This is a genomic window from Ruegeria denitrificans (assembly GCF_001458295.1).
GTDB classification, from domain to species: domain Bacteria; phylum Pseudomonadota; class Alphaproteobacteria; order Rhodobacterales; family Rhodobacteraceae; genus Ruegeria; species Ruegeria denitrificans.
Genome location: NZ_CYUD01000003.1, coordinates 36,054 through 56,761 on the forward strand (window position 1 = coordinate 36,054; position 20,708 = coordinate 56,761).

General features: G+C 52.4%; 18 protein-coding genes. 10 read left to right on the plus strand and 8 right to left on the minus strand.

Going from position 1 to position 20,708, the window contains the following annotated elements:
- Positions 1-19: 19 nt before the first annotated feature.
- Positions 20-283 (minus strand): hypothetical protein, encoded by a 264-nt coding sequence (locus tag RUE5091_RS04945; protein ID WP_058280799.1) that lies wholly within the window; start codon positions 281-283, stop codon positions 20-22.
- Positions 280-1,485 (minus strand): aromatic ring-hydroxylating oxygenase subunit alpha, encoded by a 1,206-nt coding sequence (locus RUE5091_RS04950; RefSeq protein ID WP_058281090.1) that lies wholly within the window; start codon positions 1,483-1,485, stop codon positions 280-282. The genes RUE5091_RS04945 and RUE5091_RS04950 overlap by 4 nt, the downstream gene beginning before the upstream one ends.
- Positions 1,486-1,972: 487 nt before the next feature.
- On the opposite strand from RUE5091_RS04950, the gene RUE5091_RS04955 reads away from it, so the two are divergent.
- From RUE5091_RS04955 to RUE5091_RS04975, 5 genes are all read left to right on the plus strand, one after another.
- Complete coding sequence (locus RUE5091_RS04955) at positions 1,973-3,082, plus strand: extracellular solute-binding protein (RefSeq protein WP_058280800.1); 1,110 nt, start codon at positions 1,973-1,975, stop codon at positions 3,080-3,082.
- Positions 3,083-3,169: 87 nt separating this feature from the next.
- A complete protein-coding gene (locus tag RUE5091_RS04960; RefSeq protein WP_058280801.1) occupies positions 3,170-4,312 on the plus strand; it encodes an ABC transporter ATP-binding protein in 1,143 nt (380 codons plus the stop codon).
- A gap of 65 nt (positions 4,313-4,377) precedes the next feature.
- Positions 4,378-5,271: an ABC transporter permease subunit gene (locus RUE5091_RS04965; protein WP_243470722.1), complete on the plus strand. Its 894-nt coding sequence runs from the start codon at positions 4,378-4,380 to the stop codon at positions 5,269-5,271.
- On the plus strand, positions 5,272-6,114 hold the full coding sequence (locus RUE5091_RS04970) for an ABC transporter permease subunit (RefSeq protein WP_058280802.1): 843 nt from the start codon (positions 5,272-5,274) through the stop codon (positions 6,112-6,114).
- A gap of 70 nt (positions 6,115-6,184) precedes the next feature.
- Positions 6,185-6,748, plus strand: a complete 564-nt coding sequence (locus RUE5091_RS04975; RefSeq protein WP_131726275.1) for a TetR/AcrR family transcriptional regulator — start codon at positions 6,185-6,187, stop codon at positions 6,746-6,748.
- Positions 6,749-6,772: 24 nt separating this feature from the next.
- Here the strand turns inward: RUE5091_RS04975 and RUE5091_RS04980 are convergent, their stop codons facing one another.
- Positions 6,773-9,232 (minus strand): GcvT family protein, encoded by a 2,460-nt coding sequence (locus RUE5091_RS04980; RefSeq protein ID WP_058280804.1) that lies wholly within the window; start codon positions 9,230-9,232, stop codon positions 6,773-6,775.
- Between the two features lie 187 nt (positions 9,233-9,419).
- Between RUE5091_RS04980 and RUE5091_RS04985 the strand changes: the two genes are divergently transcribed.
- Positions 9,420-10,199 (plus strand): class I SAM-dependent methyltransferase, encoded by a 780-nt coding sequence (locus tag RUE5091_RS04985; protein ID WP_058280805.1) that lies wholly within the window; start codon positions 9,420-9,422, stop codon positions 10,197-10,199.
- Positions 10,200-10,232: 33 nt separating this feature from the next.
- Here the strand turns inward: RUE5091_RS04985 and RUE5091_RS04990 are convergent, their stop codons facing one another.
- The 4 genes from RUE5091_RS04990 to RUE5091_RS05005 are packed head-to-tail and all read right to left on the minus strand — an operon-like array spanning position 10,233 to position 15,964.
- On the minus strand, positions 10,233-11,612 hold the full coding sequence (locus RUE5091_RS04990) for an aminotransferase (protein WP_058281092.1): 1,380 nt from the start codon (positions 11,610-11,612) through the stop codon (positions 10,233-10,235).
- Positions 11,613-11,625: 13 nt separating this feature from the next.
- Positions 11,626-12,801 (minus strand): aminomethyl transferase family protein, encoded by a 1,176-nt coding sequence (locus RUE5091_RS04995; protein ID WP_058280806.1) that lies wholly within the window; start codon positions 12,799-12,801, stop codon positions 11,626-11,628.
- Positions 12,798-14,330 (minus strand): phytoene desaturase family protein, encoded by a 1,533-nt coding sequence (locus tag RUE5091_RS05000; RefSeq protein WP_058280807.1) that lies wholly within the window; start codon positions 14,328-14,330, stop codon positions 12,798-12,800. Before RUE5091_RS05000 ends, RUE5091_RS04995 begins: the two co-directional genes overlap by 4 nt.
- Positions 14,327-15,964 carry a phytoene desaturase family protein gene (locus tag RUE5091_RS05005; protein WP_058280808.1) on the minus strand — a complete coding sequence of 546 codons (1,638 nt, stop codon included), beginning with the start codon at positions 15,962-15,964 and terminating at the stop codon, positions 14,327-14,329. Before RUE5091_RS05005 ends, RUE5091_RS05000 begins: the two co-directional genes overlap by 4 nt.
- 139 nt (positions 15,965-16,103) lie before the next feature.
- Between RUE5091_RS05005 and RUE5091_RS05010 the strand changes: the two genes are divergently transcribed.
- Both RUE5091_RS05010 and RUE5091_RS05015 read left to right on the plus strand, forming a co-directional pair.
- On the plus strand, positions 16,104-16,742 hold the full coding sequence (locus RUE5091_RS05010; protein WP_058280809.1) for a TetR family transcriptional regulator C-terminal domain-containing protein: 639 nt from the start codon (positions 16,104-16,106) through the stop codon (positions 16,740-16,742).
- A 27-nt stretch (positions 16,743-16,769) separates the two neighbouring features.
- A complete protein-coding gene (locus RUE5091_RS05015) occupies positions 16,770-18,122 on the plus strand; it encodes an MATE family efflux transporter (RefSeq protein ID WP_082643555.1) in 1,353 nt (450 codons plus the stop codon).
- Positions 18,123-18,143: 21 nt separating this feature from the next.
- Here the strand turns inward: RUE5091_RS05015 and RUE5091_RS05020 are convergent, their stop codons facing one another.
- Positions 18,144-19,436 carry an NAD(P)/FAD-dependent oxidoreductase gene (locus RUE5091_RS05020; RefSeq protein WP_058280810.1) on the minus strand — a complete coding sequence of 431 codons (1,293 nt, stop codon included), beginning with the start codon at positions 19,434-19,436 and terminating at the stop codon, positions 18,144-18,146.
- Positions 19,437-19,514: 78 nt separating this feature from the next.
- On the opposite strand from RUE5091_RS05020, the gene RUE5091_RS23400 reads away from it, so the two are divergent.
- Together RUE5091_RS23400 and RUE5091_RS05030 are read left to right on the plus strand one after the other, a co-directional pair.
- Entirely contained in the window at positions 19,515-19,844 is a 330-nt protein-coding gene (locus tag RUE5091_RS23400; RefSeq protein WP_058280811.1) for a hypothetical protein, read from the plus strand.
- A gap of 173 nt (positions 19,845-20,017) precedes the next feature.
- On the plus strand, positions 20,018-20,686 hold the full coding sequence (locus RUE5091_RS05030) for a TetR family transcriptional regulator C-terminal domain-containing protein (RefSeq protein ID WP_243470715.1): 669 nt from the start codon (positions 20,018-20,020) through the stop codon (positions 20,684-20,686).
- Positions 20,687-20,708 lie beyond the last annotated feature (22 nt).

The window sequence follows — 20,708 nt, forward strand, 5'->3', positions numbered from 1 at the left end:
GTCATTTGCGCAGAAGCAGTCATGCGTCGGTGTTTGAGCTTAAATCGCGAACAAATTTTGGAATTGAAACGCCCTCATATCTAGCCAGATCGAGCGGATCTTCCGTGTCAAACTTGCTGCATCTTCGGTATACTTCCAGCATCTCGGCAGAAAGCTTGCCGATCTTAAAAAAATACATCGCTGCAGCATACCTTGTGGCGCCAGAACCAGGCGTTCCGATAGTCGTTGTCAGGAACTGCCTTTGAGTTTCTGCTTCTGACGATTTGAAAACACCTTTAGTCACGATTTCGGCTCTGTGGACAATGCGTCATTCACCGAGGCAACTTCATCCTCTCCGGGCGTTACTTCAGAGTTATAGATGGGTAGTATTTTCCTCAAATGGTCGTGATGGGAGCGCACGCCGTACTCAAGATCAGAAAGATAGAATCCCTCAAAAGCCTCTGAAGCCATGGCTTCGTTTGACCATATCGTCAGCTGAATATCTTCTTCCACTGTTTCTCGATCAATCCGTGCGGCAAGGTACCGTGCCGCTTTTTGTTGGCGGTCTTCGTTTGGGTTTCGGTATGTTGCGCTTCGAAGGATAGACTTTTCTGTCGTGACCGGAAATTCCTGATAAAACAGGGTTGTCTCAGGCGTGACCGCTATTACTGCATTCGGAAATATACCGTAGTAGAGCCAAGTTTTGTGCAAATGCTCAGGCAGGTGAGACTGTGGCTTTGTGAATTTCTTGTAGTTGCGAACGGCCCACCTACGGCCCTTCGTCGGAGTGAATTTTCCATCGGAGCGTGAGATACCATCGACGTATGGTTCGTCTGCATAGGTCGAGCCATATAAGTCCTGAAGGGCAGGGTGCGCGAGAGGGACATGATATCCTTCGTTGTCGACATCTCTGATTGATTTCCAGTTTACCGGCGTTTCCTCCGTCCATATCCCGTTCGTCGGAACATGTTCGGCCATTTTGTAGGCAGAGATTTCCTGTTCAATCGGGGCAAGAAGTTCCGCTACCGATGGCTGGGGGCCGGGTTTGAAACGGACAAAGACAAAACCCTGCCAGATTTCCATTTCGATTTCTTTCAGGCCAAACTCGTGCTTGTCGAGATCAGGGAAGGACTCAGGGCGGGCGGCGCCACGCAGCGTTCCATCAAGATTGTAGACCCAGCCGTGAAATGGGCAGACCAGAGCGTTCGCACATTTTCCTTGTTCTTTGGACACGAGCCGAGAACCGCGATGACGACAAACGTTTAGAAACGCGCGGATGTCCGAATTGTTAGCTTTCAAGATCAGAGCGCGTTCGCCGCACATGTCAAAACACAGGAAGCTACCGGGTTCCGGAATATCCGAAATATGGCAGGCGATTTGCCAGTGGGTTTTGAAGAGTTCGCTCTTCTCGAGCTCAAGAAGAGCAGTACTGTGGTAGCACCACCCCGGCAGCCCGCGTCTGTCCCAATTGGCGGGGACTTCGATGTTTCTGGCTTCGTCACGCATCAGAACAATCCGCATAGTTTTGACTTGGTCAGTCAGTGTTTCAGCTAGGCAGGCGAATCCAAGCCTACAATCTTGGTTATTCTATTGGATCAACCACCCTTCGAGTAGTTGTAGGTGTCGCTCAATTTGGTTTGTGCGTCAACATTTTCTGACTGAATGATCATTCAGACGGAGATTCGAAATGAGTCTCGAAGTTGTATTGGTATAGTGATTTCCACCTTATTTGCATAAGTTTTACGCAAATTTAATAGCTTATCGAGATATGATCAAAATTAGATCGGCTTAGCTTGACAGTAGCGTTTTCATCATACTACCGTTCTGAATGACCAGTCAGATAGAGCTACAATGATTGGAAGGGGATGATTGGAAGGGGATGGGGTACTTCATGAGCGTGCCCGCCGTGCAGGGCGCGATCATTCGAAAAATATTTAGCAGATAAAGCAAGCGAAACTGCTGCAGCCACCACTCAGGGAGAGGAAGCGAAATTATGAGCTCAATCAGGAAAGTTGCCGGGATTACAGTTTTAGTAGTAACGACTACTGCAATTTCGGGATCAGTATACGCGCAAGAGCGTGTGTTGAAGGTTACGAATTGGGGGGAGTACATCGCTGAAGACACAATCGAGAACTTCGAAAAAGAATACGGTATCAAAGTTATCTATGATCCGTACGACTCTTCCGAAGCAATCGATGCCAAGTTATTAGCAGGAAACAGCGGGTATGACGTTGTCAGCCATGCCGGTAGTGATACAGCTCGGCTGATTAAGGCGGGTATCGTCGCTCCGCTTGATATGTCGAAGCTCGATAACATTAAGCACATCGATCCGGCCATTTTGGAACAGCTGGCCAGCGAGTGGGATCCACGCAACCAGCACTTCATTCCGTATATGTGGGGAACGCACGGGGTCACATACAACGAAGAATTGGTGAAAGAGACTTATCCTGACGCCCCCATCGGATCGATGGAAATGGTGTTCGACCCTGTGCACATGAAAGAGCTGTCCAAGTGTGGCGTTTCGTTCTTGGATTCCCCGGGCGACATCATTCCAATGGCTTTGGCGCATATGGGTTTGGATGCGAACTCCACAAACAAGGAAGACTATGAGAAAGTTGGGGAGATGCTGGCGGAAATTAGGCCGTACATCAAAACCTTCGATAACTATGCCTATCAGCGGATGCCTCAGAAAGAGTTCTGTGTCTCAACCACTTGGGGCCCGGATGGTCTTCTTGCGATGTCCGGTGCAGCTGAAGCCGGTACTGGTGTCGTGCTAGACTTCTTTTTGCCCGAAGGTGATCGCACAGCACAGCTGTGGATCGATGGCTGGCTGATCCCGCAAGACGCTGCCAACAAGGAAGACGCACATCTTTTCCTCAACTACATGATGCGACCCGAGGTTGGAGCTAATGATAGTAACTTCACTTGGTATGCGACTGCCAACCTGACAGCCAAACCAATGGTTGATGAAGCCGTCACGTCTAGCCCGGCCGCTTTCCCGACATCAGATCAGGTTGCCAAGATGTATACGACTGCGGTTCTTCCTCCCAAGGTCGAGCGTTTGCAGACGCGCACCTGGACTGACTTCAAGGCTGGAAATTGATCCACTCACACTGGCAAGTGCAGTAGCGGTTCCCATTGGATCGCTACTGCACCCTCCAATCCATACTGGCAGACTGCGAGGCCCAAATTGACTGTTTCCACAACTGTCAGTGCAGCACCTTGGCTCGAGCAAAAAGAGCAGCAACCCCTAGTTCAAATCAGAGGTGTAACCAAGAAATACGGTGAAGTGACTGCCGTCGATAACGTCGATCTGGACATCTACAAGGGAGAGTTATTCTGCCTTCTGGGTGGATCGGGATGCGGAAAGTCGACACTGCTTAGAATGCTTGCAGGGTTTGAGGATTTGAATGCGGGCATGATCACGATCGACGGTGTTGATATGGCCGATGTGCCAGCCTACGAACGTCCTACTAACATGATGTTCCAAAGCTATGCGTTGTTCCCGCATATGACCGTCGAAAAAAATGTGGCCTTCGGGTTGGAGCAGGACCATGTCCCCAAGTTCGACTTAGCTGACAGGGTTCACGACATCCTTAAGCTCGTTGAGCTGGAAGATTTCAAAAAGAGAAAACCCAAGCAATTGTCTGGCGGACAACGTCAGCGGGTCGCGTTGGCGCGGGCCTTAGTCAAACGCCCCAAACTGCTGCTCTTGGATGAACCTTTGGCTGCGCTTGACAAAAAACTGCGTAAGCAAACGCAGTTTGAGCTCGCCAACATTCAGGACAAGGTCGGTGTCACGTTTATCGTTGTGACACACGATCAGGAAGAAGCAATGACCTTGTCCTCGAGAATGGCTGTCATGGACGCGGGTCGTTTCAAGCAGATTGGAACGCCAACAGAGATCTATGAGTTCCCTGAATCCCGCTTTGTCGCTGACTTCATCGGGTCAGCAAATATCTTTGAGGGCCGGGTAACCGAGGACGGCGCAGACCATGTTCGGGTTGAGACCGGGTTCTGCGAAGTTTTTGTTGATCACGGTCATTCGGTGAAGGTTGGCAGCAGGATTTGGGTTGCGCTGAGGCCGGAGAAAATTCGACTTGAGAAATCGGATGAGGTTGCTGAAGGCCCTAACCAGACATCGGCAATTATCGACGACGTTGGGTATTTGGGAGAGACATCGATCTACAAGGTAAGGCTTCCCAATGATGAAGTCTTCGACGTCACCATGCCCAACCAATCTCGTCCGACGCATGCCACACAGCGAATAACTTGGGAAGACAAGGTGAAAATCAGCTGGGATCCGTCTAGCGCCATGTTGCTCCACTCATGACGGATTTCACGGAGGATATGCCTGAACCGCTTCCGGTTAAACAACTGCCGATATCACGCCAATTCATGCGGCGTATTCAAAACAGATGGCGACAGATCGTTACCGTTGTGCCGTTCCTCTGGCTGCTCGTTTTCTTTCTAGCGCCGTTCTTTATTGTCGCCAAAATAAGCTTGGCCGAACTGGCGATTGCAAGCCCTCCATTCACCAGTTTGATTGAGTGGACGGGCGACGGGATCATGACGATCCGTCTGGTGTTCGACAATTTTGTCTACATCTGGGAAGACAGCCTATACTTTGATACTTACGTAAATTCTCTCAAAATTTCAGTGACTTCCACGTTCTTGTGTCTCTTGTTTGGTTACCCCATCGCCTACGCAATTGTACGATCGGGGCCAGTCGCGAAGCCGCTTTTGTTGTTTGCTATAATTCTTCCGTTTTGGACGTCCTTCCTATTGCGTGTTTATTCATGGATGGGCCTGCTTGCAGATCAGGGCACGATCAACAATCTTCTGATAGCACTGGGTATAATCGACGAGCCAATCCGCATGCTGTACACGGAATTCGCCGTGTATATCGGGATCGTTTATACCTATATGCCATTCATGATCCTGCCGCTCTACGCGAATATGGAGAAGTTGGACAACAGTCTGAACGAAGCGGCTGCCGATCTTGGGTCCCGGCCAACGAACACTTTTTTCAAAATTACTTTGCCGCTGACGATGCCCGGTATTGTCGCTGGTTCGTTGTTGGTCTTCATCCCTGCGACCGGGGAGTACGTTATCCCCGACCTGTTGGGGGGCGGGAACGTGCAGATGATTGGTCGGGTTCTCTACAACGAATTCTCTAGAAACAGTGATTGGCCGGTCGCTGCGGCGGTGGCGATTGTTCTGCTTATCATTCTAGTGCTGCCCATCATGGTGTTCCAGCACTACCAGGGCAAAGCATCGGAGGAGCAATAAATGTACGCTAAACGCTCCCGCTTTTTGACCATCATGCTGACCTTGGGATTGGCATTCTTTTACATCCCGATGATCCTTTTGGTCATTTACTCATTCAACTACTCCAAACTTGTACCTGTTTGGGGAGGATGGTCCCTGCGTTGGTACAAAGAGCTCTTCCAATCCGCCGAAGTCTGGAGTGCGGTTTCACTCAGTCTTCAAATTGCTGTTGTGAACGCTACTTTTGCGACAGCGCTCGGCACATTGGCTGGACTGGCTATGGTGCGCTTTGGGCGGTTCAAGGGGCGGACGTTGTTTGGTGGAATGTTGGTTGCTCCTTTGGTGATGCCCGAGGTGATAACCGGATTGTCCTTGTTGGTTTTCTTTATTTCCCTAAACCAGCTGATCGGATGGCCGGCAGAACGTGGTTTCGCGACGATTACGATCGCGCATATTACCTTTTCAATGGCTTACGTGGCGGTGACAATTCAGGCGCGTTTGACCGGTGTGGGGCAAACTTTGGAAGAAGCGGCTGCCGATCTTGGAGCAAAACCGTTCAAAGTTCTGACTGCCATCACAATCCCCCAGCTGACACCAGCCCTTATTTCCGGCTGGCTATTGGCATTTACTCTGTCTCTCGATGACCTGGTCATAGCAAGTTTTGTTACTGGCCCAGGTGCAAATACCTTGCCAATTTTGATATTTTCGCGCATTCGACTAGGCCTCAGGCCGGATATTAATGCACTGGCGACCATCATGATCCTTGTGATCGCCATTTGTGTCGCTATCGCAGCTATCGTTATGTTCCGGCAACAAAGGGCGGATTTGCTGGACAGGCAGATGGCCGAACGAGAGGAGAGTTGAATTGGAGACGCATGAGCTTCAGAAAAAACGACGCACCGAACCTCCTGAAGTTCGTCGCTTGCAGTTGATTATGGCTGCCATAGACTCGATCTCGAAGCGCGGGTTTTCTGACACGACGCTTAAACATGTGACCGAAACTGCCAATCTGTCCCATGGCGTTGTGAACTATCACTTCGACAGCAAGGAAGCACTGTATGACGCTGCGCTGGGTTTCCTTGCGCAAGAACACTATGAGAATTGGCTAAAATCTTACGACGCCGCGGAACCTACAGCCGCACATAGGCTGGCTGCCATCATTCGAGCGGATTTTGACAAAAGCATCTGCACCCACAAGCGCCTGGCTGTCTGGTTTGCTTTCTGGGGGCAGGCGAAGTATCGCCCTAATTATTTGAAAATACACAATAAATACGACAATGAAAGGTACGACCGAATTCTGCAACTGTGTGGTGAATTGATCGCCGAGGGTGGTTATGACGATCTCGATCCGGAAAAAACAGCCCGGGCTGTAGAGGCGATGTCAGATGGGGCCTGGCTCAGCTTGATGTTGTATCCCAAAGTGGCTGATCGTCGGGAATTCAGGGATGTTTGCATGCTTTCGCTGTCGCGGTATTTCCCAAAACACTTTCCGGTTTGAAATACAGCACCGAACAATAATGCATCAGCACTTTATCTTGCGCATGCCGGGGTCATAAAGCGGCTTTAACGAGGCAATAGCATCGTATTTTTCGTCGGCAATTTCGATCTGCCATTGCCCCGTTGCGACTACGTCGGCAGTCAACGGCCCTTCGGTTTCTGCAAAACCAATACCAACTGCGGCGCCGAGTGTGTGGCCATATCCTCCAACTTGAATGTACCCGACTTCTTTGCCGTTTAGATAAATCATCTCGTTGCCGTAAATGAGAGGCTCTGGGTCTTTTAGCAGGAACTGCAACATTCGGTTCTTGGGCGTGCCTTTCGCTTTTATCACGGCTAGTGCTTCCCTACCGATGAAGCCACCGGGTTTATCCAACTTAACGGCAAACCCAAGACCGGCTTCAATCGGGTTGTCTGTGTTGTCCACATCAATTCCGAAATCACGATAGGCTTTCTCGAGCCGCAGGGAGTTTAGGGTCTGCATTCCGGCATTGCGAACGCCCAAATCACGACCTGCATCCATAAGTAGGTCGTAGGTCTGTACTGCCTGATTGGCGGGCACGTGAAGTTCCCAGCCTAGTTCGCCGATAAAGGTCACGCGATAGGCCATAACTACGGCGTACCCGATGTCGATTTCTCGAGCAGTCATGAAGGGAAAACCTTCATCGGACAAATCAGCACCAGATATTCTGCTCAAAAGTTCGCGTGACTTTGGACCATGAACGTTGATCTGGCAGCGTCCTGCGGTGATGTCTGTGATAACAACGTTCTCATCGTCCAGAATGTGCCGTCGCATGCGCATTTCGGTGTGACCCGCCGAGTTTTCACCCACGATGACCCAGTATTTCTGATCGGATAATCGGGTAACTGTAAGGTCAGCCTCAAATCCACCTCGTTCATTTACCCAGGCCGTGTAGGCGACGCGACCGGGTTCAACATCAACGTCATTGCAAGAAAGGCGAGAGAGGAGTGCGCATGCGTCCGGGCCTTCTACGCTGAAACACGCCATTGATGTCATGTCAATTACGATGACATCCTCTCGTGCTGCCTTATGTTCTTCAGCGTGCCAATCAAACCAATTTTGGCGATACCAACTGTATTTCTCGACCTTGGCTTGTTCGGGCGTCGGGGCAAACCAATCAGGTTGTTCCCATCCATTTCCTTCGCCGAAAAAGGCTCCGGCCTGCTTGAGGCGGTCATATAGCACTGAACGCTTAACGTTCCTTGCCGTTTTGTAGTTTTCGTTGTGGTAGTGCTGGCCAAAGAGCTTTCCGAGCAACTCAGGTGTCCTGTCGCGTCGAAAGGCCGGTGTCGCCATTTCACGGGAGAAACGATTGACGTTGATGCCGGTGACATCGATTGGCGGCAACCCGTCCACCATCCAATGGGCCAGCACCATTCCTGTGCCTGCACCGTTCAGGATGCCAAGTGAGTTCATCCCACATGCAACCCAAAGATTGCGCAGTTCAGGCGTTGGGCCGACAAGTGGTGCAAGATCAGGTGTAAAGCTTTCCGGTCCGCAGAACAGTTTTTTGACACCGTAGTTCATGGTGTCAGGTACGCGCGAATATGCCTTCTCCAGGTCGGGCCCGACACGCTCCCAGTCTGGCTCGATCTCTCCAAATTGCCATTCATCTGGGATACCATCAAGCTTCCAAGCCGCGGCGCCGGGCTCAAAAAGCCCCAACATCATCCCACCAACTTCTTCACGGTAATAAGTGTAGGTTGAAGGATCTTCGAGAACGGGCAGGTCGCGGGGTAGGCCCGGGATACTTTCCGTTATCAGATAGTAGTGTTCAGCTGCCTGGAGAGGCAGATTTACGCCGTGTTTTGCACCCAATTGGCGAGACCACATGCCACCACAGATCACAACGTTTTCCGCTGTTATGGTATGACCACTCGCGGTGCGGATTCCTGTTGCGGTGCCGCTACTGGCCAAAATCTCTTCAACCCGCACGCCTTCGTAGAAACGTGCGCCTCTGTTTTTGGCTCCCTTGGTCAGAGACATTGTCACGTCCACAGGGTTAGCCCGCCCGTCCTCCGGAATAAGGAATGCTCCAACGACGTCTGATAGGTCCCCAATAGGGAACATGTCCTGCGCTTCTTTTACTGAGACTTCGTGGTTGTTTATCCCATAACGCCGCATGAAGGCTGCGACACGGCGCATCTCATGCAGGCGTTCTTCGTTGGTTGCAATTTGCAGATATCCAACGTCGCGGAAACCCGTGGATATACCGGTTTCCTTCTCTAGATTCGCATAAAGGTCCCGCCCATGCGTGTAGATGGCGCACTCAGCTTCCGACTTGAGAAGGCCGGCTACAATCAGACCTGCGGCGTGCCAAGTGGTTCCTGATGTCAGTTGCCCCTGTTCCAAAACCACAACATCGGTATGGCCGAGCTTAGTAAGGTGGTAGGCCGTGTTCGCGCCGATAGATCCCCCGCCAATGATCACGGTTTGGACATGCGTCGGAAGAGTGTCGTCCATGGCAAGAAGCTCCTATCTTAGCGTTCTTTTCTCCGAATAACACTCAATACGATTAATGTCTATTGACTGAATGATCATTCAATTAAGATAACATCACTGACCTTCGATTACGCAATAAAGCTTGTCTGAACAGGGAGAAAAGGCTTCACTACAGTGATTGACTGACAATCAGACGCGGGGAAATCCTATGTCAGACGAAATCCTATACGACCGACAGGTGGTCAACTTTCTGGAGGAGCTTTGGGGGGAGGGGTTTCTTTCACCGGGAGGCCCTGAAGAAGTTGCTCGAGTTGTTGAGGGGATTGATCTGAGGGATAAGCATATCCTCGATATCGGCGGTGGTTCTGGGGCTATCGCGGTGTTGATGGCACAGGAACTCGGCGCTGCCAATGTGACCGGCATTGATGTAGAGGCCCCAGTATGCGCAGCTGCGAGAGACCGAGTTAGGCGGGCAGGTCTGGACGGAAAGATCGAAATCATAGAGGTCACTCCAGGCCCAATGCCTTTCGAAGATGGTACTTTTGACGTTGTGTTTTCCAAAGACTCGATCATTCATATCCCCGACAAAGTAGCGATGGCCGCGGAAGCGTTTCGCGTGCTCAAACCGGGTGGTCATTTCGCGGCTTCTGACTGGTTGACCAATCACGACGGGGAAATGTCACCCGAAATGGCGCACTACGTAAAAATGGAAGCCTTGGAGTTTCAGATGGCGTCGCCTTCTAAGTACCGTGCTGCTATGGAGTTGGCGGGCTTTGAAGACGTAGAGTTGGTCAACCGCAACCCTTGGTATGCTCAGGTATCTGCTGCAGAGCTTGAGGAATTAACCGGGCCCAACCGAGTTGAATGGGAAGCCCGGCATGGTGCGGAGTTTATCGAACACCAAATCGAGATCTGGGACGCTATGCAGCCCGTGCTAAAAACCGGAGAGCATTGCCCACATCACATCCGTGGTCGGAAACCAGCCTGATCTGACTGGCTTCGTGTCTTAGCGCGTTGACTGTTATGCGTCGTAGTCCTTGCTGACCTGCGCCATACCAGCCTCCATGATGTCGAACATTTCGTCTATCTGCGACGGAGTTATGATCAGGGGAGGCGAGAAGACAGCCATGTTTCCAAACGGGCGCAATAGCAATCCCATCTCTTCGCACGCATCGTCCAGTTTCTGCCCAAACTTCACATGCGCTTCGTAACTCTCGACGTTCAGTCCGGGGCGGCATTCTATGCACCCGAGAAGCCCGTCACCGCGCACATCCCCAACTATCGAAAACTTTTCCTTAATTTGATGTAGGCGGTCCTGGAAATGCGGTGTGACGCATTGAACGTGTCCTAGAATGTCCTCGCGCTCCATGATTTCGATGTTTTTGATTGCAGCGGCGCAACTCACCGGGTGCCCGGAGTATGTATAGCCATTATAGAAAACATCGTCGCCCGGTGCTTCGGCAATGCGTTTCATTACTGTGTCCGAAATTATGCAGGCGCCTAGGGGCAGGTAGCCTGAGGTTAAACCTTTTGCGCATGTAATAATGTCAGGGACGATGCCAAAGACGTCTTCTGAGGCGAACCAATGGCCCAGCCTGCCAAAGCCGGTTACGACTTCATCCGAAATGTACAGAATGTCGTTTGCCCGACAAATTTCGAGCGTGCGCTTGTGATAACCCGGAGGCGGAACAATAACACCGCCGGAACATAGGATCGGTTCGGCGATAAAGGCGGCGATACGGTCGGCGCCTACGTCAGCAATCAAGTTTTCAAGGTCGGCGACTTTAGCGTCGCACCAGGCATCAACACTCATGCCTTCCGGCCGGTGGTAGGGATTCACGTCTGGAAGGAAATGCACAAGATCCTGAGCCTTTTCAAAGCTTGTTTCAAAGCGCTCTTTTCCAGTGACAGTCGCGGCGAGAAAAGTGGAGCCGTGGTAGCCTTTTTCTCGGCCGATCACGATCCTCTTCTCCGGCCGGCCAAGCCGTTTGTTCATGAAAAGCGCGGTTCGCAGTGCGGTATCAACGGCCGTAGACCCACCGGTGGTGAAGTGCACTGTGTTCAGATCGCCCGGTGTACGTTCCGCGATCATTCGCGCCAAAACGGCTGCGGGTTCAGTCGTAAACGACCACGGCGACGCGTAAGGCATCTTCATAACCTGTTGGGAAATGGTATCGGCCATCTCCTGACGCCCGTATCCGATCTGTGTGCACCACATACCGCCGGGGCCATCGATATAGCGCTTCCCGGCAGCATCCCAAAGATAGATACCATCCGCTGTATTTACCCGCATATACTCGTCGGATCCAAAGCCTCCGGTCCCGGCCCAAGGATGTAGGTGATGGTCGCGATCCCAAGCGACAAGGTCGCCGTCGGTTGGTGTATTGCCTAGGGTGTTCACGTCTGCTTCTCCTTTAAGTGCGGGCCGGTGGCGTAGCACGTGCGCGGGGCGGTGCGAAAAAGGCTTTGGCGACAGGTGTAAGGCGCGCCATTCTGGTGCCCCATTTGCCTTCTTGCAGAGTGTAAATTTCCGCCTTTAAGCTGGATGACCGTATTGCATCCGGCATACGGACATGTGCCAGCGCGATATTGCGTTTGGCGGTCGGCGACCAAATTCCGGATGTTATGTGCCCAACTTCTTTTTTGCGTTGGTTGTAGATCAATGACCCTTCCGAGGGTTTGAAACCTTCGACATCGAAACGCATGAGGAGGCTTCTTGGAGTGTCTTGCTTGGACAGCAACGCTCGCCGACCATTGAAATGACCTTTGTCGAAATCGACTAGTCGATCCAAGCCGAGTTCGAATGGTGTTTGGCCGCGGTGCAAACGCTCGGTTGCATGAACGGGTTGAAAATCTACGCCCGCAGTTAAAAATCCCGCTTCGATCCTGGCCATATTGACCGCTTCGTATCCAATGGCGCGTAGTCCCTGATGTGTGCCACCTTTCCAGATCCTGTCCCAAAGCGCCTCCGCCTTGTCCCAGTCGGACCATAGCTCGTAACCTAGATCACCGGTAAAACCCGTCCGCGAAATCATGAGATCAGGGTCTATCCGGATAAGATCGAATGGCTTTAGCTTGCTGACATCCAGACCGGCGGCCTCCAAAACTGCATAGGACGTCGGCCCCTGCAGCGAAAGGCAGGCAACACTGTGAGTTTCGTCGACTATTGAAACGTCAAACCCCCAAGCTGCATCTAGTAACCACGTCAGCATTTGTTCCTGACAACAAAGGCGCCAATCGTTTTCGTCAAGGTGGAAAAGGGTCCCGTCATCGATGACCATACCCTCTTCATCACACCAGATTGCGTACCCCACGCGACCAAGGCCGATTTTTCTAACGTCCCGTGTAACCAGGCGATTGAGCATCGCGGTCGTGTCCGGCCCGGTTAATCGGTACTTGTGCATCGGTGAGATGTCGAACAGGGATGCCTGATTGCGCAATGCGAAGTATTCGAACTCGATACTGTCCAGAACCCCCGGGGCTGCATAGCCAACCCAATCATACCAACTGCGCGCGCGGTTTTGTTCGGCCAGTTTGTTGTGAAACGGCCCGGGGATAAGGCCAAGTTTCGGATCGGTGAAGATGCTCATGGCGTTGCCTCCATTGCTGCCAGCGCAGCATTGCGACCAGCAAGACCCATGACATCACCACCGGGGTGCGTTGCTGCACCGCATTGGAATAGCCCTTTCGGACCCATGGAGTATCGGCACATTCCGTTCGCGGGCCGTAGTGTCAGGAGCTGGTCCAGAGACATTTCCGCATGGTGCCAATGCCCACCGGGCGCTCCGGTTGCGTTTTCGATTTGATCCGGCGTTATGATCTGTGTGTTTGTGACATGATCTTTAAGTCCGGGTAGGGCGAGGTTAAGGGTGCTCACTGCGATCTGCGCAAGCTGATCCTTGGCGGTGTCAGTCCAGCCGCCTTCGAGGTCAGTTGGGGCATATTGCACGATGGTCGATAGCCAGCTTGCCCCATCGGCTGTCTGCATTTTTAAAGCTTCAATCACCGGTGCTTTGGACATTTGACGATACTTGGCGGGATTGAACGCCGCTTCGACGTGCTCGACAGAGGGGGCATAGATCAGACGTTCGCGGGCTAGTTCGTCAGGCAGGCCGGGCAGGAGTGAGCCGTCCTTTAAGCGCAGGTTGACCTTGGCCGCCGTTCCACGAGCCCGGATATTTCGAACTCGCCGCATCGTTTCGATGTCAAAAACAGAGGGCCCGGTCATTCGGCTTGTTAGTTTTGGGGCGAGATTGCTGAGCACGGTGGGCGCGGTCAAAGTTCTCCCATCAGTCGTTACAACGCCAGAGACTGCATCGTCGTCCAACAGAATGCGGAACACCTCAGTTTCCGGCATCAGCACGCAACCCGCCTTTTGCGCAGCTTCAACCAACAAATCGGTCAGCGCAGACATGCCGCCAACTGGTTGGGTGATGTGACCCCCGTGACCCAGCCGGTAGATCAGATTGAACACAGTGCCCGGTGATCGCGGACCGGTGGCTGACCCCCAGATTGCATCAGCAGCAAGCATTCCAGCCACCGGTCCTTCTGGCAAGTCATCAAGTACAATGTCGTGGACATTGGACAAAACGACCTGCAGGAAACGCCGCATCTCGGATTTTCCAAGCTTTTTCAATCCGAAGCCCAGTTTTGCCAGGCGCAAAAACTCATTCAGCCCACCCCGCGAAAGGATGGCTTTTTGACCGCCGGGTGGTGGGGCCTCGGCGAGTTGGCGCAAAAGGCCTCCATACGTAATCAACTGCTGTGTCAGATCGGTCCATGCGTCGGATTCCGGGTGTTTTGTCCCCTCGCTCCAAAAGATGCCTTCGTTCTTGAAGACGATATGCCGCCCATCCTCAGACAAAGAAACCGTGGAGACGGGTTTGCCGGACAGGACAGGGTGTTGAGGATCTATGCCGATATCACTCAAGACCCGCGGGCTCAGGTTGTAGAGCGAATGGGCCAGAGACGGACCGCCATCCACGGAATAAGACGCCATGCCGCCGAACCTGTTGGATTTCTCAATGATACAGACATTCTTGCCGCGTCGACTAAGGAGTGTTCCGGCAACCAGACCGTTTACGCCGCCGCCAATGACGATCGCATCAAATTGGCTCATGCGGCATACCCCTTCATTCGGCCATGCCGTGTTTCGTGCTTCAGGATTGCGCGGGCAGCGTTTGCACCAGGTGCTCCCATAACCCCTCCGCCTGGATGGGCGGACGAACCGCACAGATAAAGTCCTTTGATAGGTAAACTGTACTGAGACCAACCCGGGACTGGCCGATTGAAGAAAAGCTGATCAAAAGTCAGTTCGCCTTGGAAAATGTTGCCTTCTGTCAGACCGACCTCGCGTTCGATTTCCAATGGTGAACGCACTTCCATATGAACTACGCGCTCGCGAATGTCGGGACAGGCCACAGACATCTGGTCGAGTACAGTTTCTGCCATCGCGTTGCGCTGCTTTTCGTCCCAATTCTCGGCCGATCTAACGCCGTCGACTTCTAGATCATAAGGCGCATATTGGACGAAAACCGTCATCATGTGGGCACCTGTCGGCGCCATAGTCGGATCAATTTGGCTGGGGATTAGCATGTCGATATAGGGCTTTTCAGACCAACGCCCGACTTTCCAATCATCATAAGCCTTTTCAAGTTCAAAGAGACTCTGCGACACATGCAAGTCGCCCCGTAGGAAGCTGGTGTTCTCGGGTGCAGCCGGGAAATTTGGAAAGCGATCAAGCGCGATGTTGAGTTTCGCCGAAGAGCCACGAATTTTGAAGTTCCGCACCGCCTTCGTGAAATCATCCGGCAACTCGGCCGCATCAATATGGTGCAGAACAGTGCGTTTGATATCCATATTGGATGCGACGACGGGTGCATAGAAAACCTTGCCGTCCTCCAAAGCGACGCCTTCAACGCGCCCATCTTTGCTGAGGATTTTCTCAATCCCCGAACCTGTGTGGATGGTACCGCCGTGATCCTTGAAAGAGGCTGCAATGGCATTCGAAATTGCACCCATCCCTCCACGCGCGAAACCCCATGCTCCGATGCCGCCGTCAATGTCACCCATGTAGTGGTGCAGCAGCACATAGGCCGTGCCGGGTGAGTACACCCCAAGGCCGGTACCGATAATGCCGGAGCCAGCCAAATGGGCCTTGATCAGGTCGTTCTCGAAGTGCTCATCCAGAAAGTCCCCAATGGACATTGTCCAGAATTTCAGCGTTTCACCGAGTTCCCGACTGCCCAGCCCATGTGCTTTTTTTACGAGATAAGCCAGTTCACCGAGATCACGTGGGTGAAGAGACGCAGGGTCCGGTGCATCTCGAAGCAGAAATGGACGGATAAAACGGCATTGCCGCATGATGCCTTGCGAATAACCGCGATAGGCGTCGGCATCTTTTGCAGAATGTCGCGCCATCTCACGTTTAAGGGCGTTGTGATCGGAATAATAGGCGAAGTAATCTCGATCGCGCGTAAAGCTCGCGCCACCTTCATACGGAATAACCTGAAGTCCGTATTTCGGTAGCTCGAGGTCCCTGGCAATCTCGCGCCGCAGAAGGGAGCAAACGTACGAGCAATTCGAGTACGTCCAACCATCATGAAGTGAGCGGCTGACTGCAGCGCCTCCAACCCAGTCGTTCTTTTCGATCACCAAAACTCGCATGCCAGCACGTGCCAAATAGGCGGCGGCAGTCAATCCGTTGTGACCAGCACCGGCCACAATAACGTCGTATCTGTTCTCAACCGTCAAATTTTTCCATCCCTTTCTCTTCCGTTTACAGATCAGGTGCAAGTTCGTAAAGTTTATTTGAGCGCTCAAATAAATTTCAAGCTATTGACGCATCTTTTTTGCGCGCTGTAGATGGCTGTATTCGTAGAAGGAGCGGCAATTGGTCGAAGCAGATCGTAAACGTCCCCGCAGAGAGCGGAAGGAGAACGCAGATCGTCGTCGCCGACAGCTGCTGGACGCGGCTTGCCGCTCTATATTGGCTCATGGGTTGGCAAAAACGACGCTCGCAACGGTCGCGTCCGAAGCTGAGCTTTCGCAGGGTGTTGCAGCGTTTTACTTCAAGTCAAAGCTTGGTCTTCTGACGGAAGCATTGCGCGACCTTTACCAGCGCTACGAAGACCACTGGACAGCTTCTTTAGAGCGAGCTGGGGATGAGCCAGCCGAAAAGATAAGGGCTCTGATAAAAGCTGATTTCCACCCGGATGCATGTGGTCCGGATGTCTTACCCCTTTGGTATGCGTTTTGGGGCGAGCTTCGATTTCAACTGCAGTATGATGAAGTTGCCGAACATTTCGAAACACGTCGAAGAGAGACCTTGCGTGTAATCTGGAACGAATTGCTGCCCGACGATGAGGTTACATCACCAGATCAAATGGCTGAATGGATGGAGACATTGACGGATGGCTATTGGCAACGATTGCATCTCGCTCCTCAAGGCCTGAGCCGAAAGCAGGCGGAACAGGCTGCCTGGGGTTGCCTTGTTCGCCTGGTCCCGGAATTACTTGGGGATACGGCTTAGTCAATTACGACTGAAAGGCCCAACAATATGACGCACGTGCGGTTATCGCAGCAGCCTCGGCCATCTTGGAGCGCGATCTTGAAAGAGGCGCGTTACCTTGCGCGGCTTGCTCTTCCGATAGTTATCTCTCTTGCAGCAGCTGCTTTGATTGGCGTCGTTGACACCGTGATGGTGGCCCCATTGGGAACGCTTCCTCTGGCGGCGGTCTCAATCACTGCCTCGGTTCTGATCATCTTTTATTCAGCGCTCTATGGCTTTGTTTCCGCAATTGGTGTGCGGATGGCTGAAGCCTTTGGAAAAACGAGTGAACGAGGGCTTGCATCGGCAACAAGCGCTGGGCTTATCGTGTCACTGGTCGTTGGTGTTGTTGGGGCTGCTGCAATGATCTGCCTGAAGCCTGCCCTTTCTTTGATTGGGCAGCCGCCCGAAGTGGTCAGTCTGATTGGCGGCTACTGGATTGCGATGAGCCTCCTTTTGGTGCCCTTCACGATTTTCTATGCTTTGAAAGCCCTGTTTGACGCCATGAATCGCCCGTGGATTGGGGTTGGCCTCGCGTTCCTTGCGGTCGGTTTCAATATCCCTTCGAACTATGTTTTGATCCACGGAGTTGCTGGTTGGCCGGGTCTGGGTCTCGTCGGTGCCGGGATCGCTAGTCTGTTGTCTCAGATGGTGCCGTTAATTGTGGCATTCTTGATTTTGCGTGCGTGGAGAAAGAAGAAGGGTTTCCTAAAGGCAGCAGGTTTTGATTGGTCCGAGGTTAAGGCACAGATCAAAGAAGGGTTCATTATTTCCGTTGGTTACCTGGGGGAGGGGGCAGCTTACGCCGTCGCCGGCCTTATGCTTGGATGGTTCAGTGCCGCAGCGCTCGCTGCGCATCAAATCGTTTCCGCGGTCAGCGACGTAATTTACATGGTGCCGCTAGGGGTTTCGATTGCGATTTCGATACGGGTAGCTCAGGCAATTGGTGCGGATGAAACAGAACGGCTCAAGCCGATTGTGTTGGCGTCGCTATTGGTCGTTGTTGGTTGGATGGCCGTTGTCGTTAGTGGTATTTTGATAGGCCGCGCTCCTTTGGCCAATAGCCTTTCAGATGATCCAAAAGTCGTTTCTCTCGCGATATCGATGTTCCTTGTGATTGCAGCAATGCAGATTGCAGATGGTGTGCAGGGGACAATGCTGGGTGCTTTCCGAGGCATGATGGACAATCATGTCCCCGTTGCTATCACCTTGATTGCATATTGGCTCTTTGCATTGCCGCTTGGATATGCGCTGGGCTTTTGGCTTGGGTTCGGCCCCAACGGAGTTTGGATTGGGTACGGCTCAGGTCTCTCTTTGGCCGCTATCGCGTTGACCTATCGCTTCTTCTCCAAAAACCGCTAGTCGGCGTTGCTTGCGAGATCACTAAAGACCCAACTTGTCCAAGAGTTTAAGGCGTAGGATTTCTGCTTCGACAAGAGTTTCTTTCGCGAACGAGAAGGGAAGTGGTTTGAGGGGGGTGACCGGAAATTCCAGTTCGTCCGCTTTCGTTCCTGCTGCCCATTTGGCGAGGACGCGCCCCATTGCCGTGGCGATGGCTACGCCGCGCCCATTGTATCCCAAACCTGTCATAACCCCCGGAGTGAGCTCATGCAGGTGTGGATAGTGATCTCTTGTCAGTGCAACAAAGCCGCCCCACTCGTATTCCCACTGAACTCCGGACAATTGGGGGAAAAGTTCGACAGAGATGCGTTTCAAACGTTCGATTTGTTTGAGAGTGGAGTTGTCGTTGTAGGTGCCGCGACCTCCCATTAGAAAGCGACCCTCCGCGTCTTGCCTGAAGTAAAGAAGTAGGCGTCGTGCGTCCGACAAAGCGTTGCCTTCTGGCAGAATTGTCTGGCGGACATTGTCGGACAGGGGCGACGTAGCAACCTGAACTGAGCGAACGGGCAAAACTGACTGAGACAACCGCAGATGCAGATCTCCAGAATAGGCGTTCGTGCAAATCAACACCTTCTCTGAGATGACAGCCCCTTTGGGAGTTTCAATCCGAAAACGGCCGGCCTCTGAAGTAATCTGGTTGGCGGGCGTTTCGCCGAAGATTTCCACACCGTTGCGGCGACCTGCTTCGGCCAGCCCAAGCGCATAATTCAATGGGTGCAAAACACCGCCGCGACGATCCAGAACGCCGCCGTGGTAAGCTTCGGTCCCTGTCAGGCGCTGCATTTCGCTTTGATCAAGCTGTATCATGCCCCCGCCGTGGTTGTCCCAATCCTCGGCGAGCTTGTGTAATTCACTGAGTGTTTTGTGAGTATGCGCTGCGCGCAGCCAACCTGGACGTTTTGCGTCGCACTCAATGCCGTGCCGAGCGATTAAGTCGAACACAAGATCGGCAGCTTCACCGGCCATTCGGATCATTCTGTTTCCCCAGAGATCACCAAATTTGGTTTTGATGCCCGTCGGTCCGTCCTTGAGGCCTACGTTGATTTGCCCTCCGTTGCGGCCAGACGCTCCCCAGCCCGGGTGTTGGGCATCGATCAGAACAGCTTTTAGGCCTTGCTCGGCCAGATGAAGTGCCGCCGAAAGTCCTGTGAAACCGGCGCCAATCACGGCTACGTCGGATTGCTGTTCGCCAACGAGTTGCGGGTATTCCGACGAATACGCTGCAGTCGCTGACCACAGGCTGTTTGCAATGACTGGGGTTTCGTTACTGATCATCTATTGGCCTCGCGCTTGCCTTGCCGGGGGAATTGCATAGGTTTGGCTGGTGACATTTTTCCGGACAGAACGTGAGCGATGCCGAGACTTTTGAACCAATTCGAATTGAAACCAACTGTTGAGCTCGACGCGTTCAAGCGGGCGTGGAACGCGTTTGTCGAACACTTGGTCAAGACAGATCTGGCCGCGAAAGGGACGCCTTTGTGTAAACGCATCCCCGCAAGTGGTTATGATACCGACGAGCAGCGAGATCATACGCTTATGGCTGTTATCGAATTCAGGGACCAATTGCAGGCCGACGCGGCTTGGGCCGCTATTGAAGATCGCATTGAGCCTCTGGGAGCTTTGCATCGCAGGGTTATTTCTTTGGTGCATGAGCCAGTTTTCACTTTTTGGTCGGAACTGTAGATTGATGATTGCGAACATCAGGTTTGTTTTCACATCATTTTCTCTTCACCATTGAATGATTATTCAATCAATGACATATATCCTTTAGATGTCAAATGCGCTCTCGTTGGAGAAGTTTGGCCGTGGAGGCAGGCAAGACCGATGGAGCGCTCTAATAGATGGGATGCATTCGGGTGAGACAATCACCAAACGAAAAAACAAACCCTGAGGGGCGTCGGCGCACCGAGTCCAAGGAAGTGAGGCGTCAACAACTCATCGATGCGACAATCGACTCGATTGCTCAAAACGGAATTGGTGGAACGACCATGTCCACCGTGACCGAGATTGCAGGCTTGTCGCTAGGCATCGTCAACTTCCACTTCAAAAGCAAACAGAACTTGCTGGAAGAAACGCTCCTGTTTCTAGCAAAGGAACATCACGAGCAGTGGCTGGAAGCTATTGAAAATGCAGGGCTGTCAGCGCCAGAAAAACTGTTGGCTATCGTCGATGCGCATTTTCATCCGCAGATTTGCACTCCAAAGAAGCTAGCCGTTTGGTTTGCATTTTTTGGAGAGGTAGGGCGGCGCAAAGTCTACCGCAGCCTGATCAATGATATCGATCAGGAACGGTACAACATTGCACTGCGACTATGTTCAGAGATTGCCGCGGGCGGTGAATACACGGACATGCCGCCAAGGCAAGTCGCCAATATCCTCGAAGCACTTTACGACGGGATCTGGTTGGAGCTTTTGACCTATCCAGAAAACTTTCGACGTATCGAAGCGCGGGATCACATCACCGGCTTCCTTTCCAAAGTCTATCCGGGTCACTTTCGAATGCCTGGATTTAACAACGGTGATTGAAACAGAGCAGCTTTCAGACCGG

What these genes read in the sequence shown, in the direction of transcription:
- RUE5091_RS05020 (WP_058280810.1), bottom strand. Translation starts at nt 19,436, where the DNA reads ATGATCAGTAACGAAACCCCAGTCATTGCAAACAGCCTGTGGTCAGCG.
- RUE5091_RS04950 (WP_058281090.1), bottom strand. Translation starts at nt 1,485, where the DNA reads ATGCGTGACGAAGCCAGAAACATCGAAGTCCCCGCCAATTGGGACAGA.
- RUE5091_RS04965 (WP_243470722.1), top strand. Translation starts at nt 4,378, where the DNA reads ATGCGGCGTATTCAAAACAGATGGCGACAGATCGTTACCGTTGTGCCG.
- RUE5091_RS05000 (WP_058280807.1), bottom strand. Translation starts at nt 14,330, where the DNA reads ATGAGCCAATTTGATGCGATCGTCATTGGCGGCGGCGTAAACGGTCTG.
- RUE5091_RS04955 (WP_058280800.1), top strand. Translation starts at nt 1,973, where the DNA reads ATGAGCTCAATCAGGAAAGTTGCCGGGATTACAGTTTTAGTAGTAACG.
- RUE5091_RS23400 (WP_058280811.1), top strand. Translation starts at nt 19,515, where the DNA reads ATGCCGAGACTTTTGAACCAATTCGAATTGAAACCAACTGTTGAGCTC.
- RUE5091_RS05015 (WP_082643555.1), top strand. Translation starts at nt 16,770, where the DNA reads ATGACGCACGTGCGGTTATCGCAGCAGCCTCGGCCATCTTGGAGCGCG.
- RUE5091_RS04970 (WP_058280802.1), top strand. Translation starts at nt 5,272, where the DNA reads ATGTACGCTAAACGCTCCCGCTTTTTGACCATCATGCTGACCTTGGGA.
- RUE5091_RS04980 (WP_058280804.1), bottom strand. Translation starts at nt 9,232, where the DNA reads ATGGACGACACTCTTCCGACGCATGTCCAAACCGTGATCATTGGCGGG.
- RUE5091_RS04995 (WP_058280806.1), bottom strand. Translation starts at nt 12,801, where the DNA reads ATGAGCATCTTCACCGATCCGAAACTTGGCCTTATCCCCGGGCCGTTT.
- RUE5091_RS04985 (WP_058280805.1), top strand. Translation starts at nt 9,420, where the DNA reads ATGTCAGACGAAATCCTATACGACCGACAGGTGGTCAACTTTCTGGAG.
- RUE5091_RS04975 (WP_131726275.1), top strand. Translation starts at nt 6,185, where the DNA reads ATGGCTGCCATAGACTCGATCTCGAAGCGCGGGTTTTCTGACACGACG.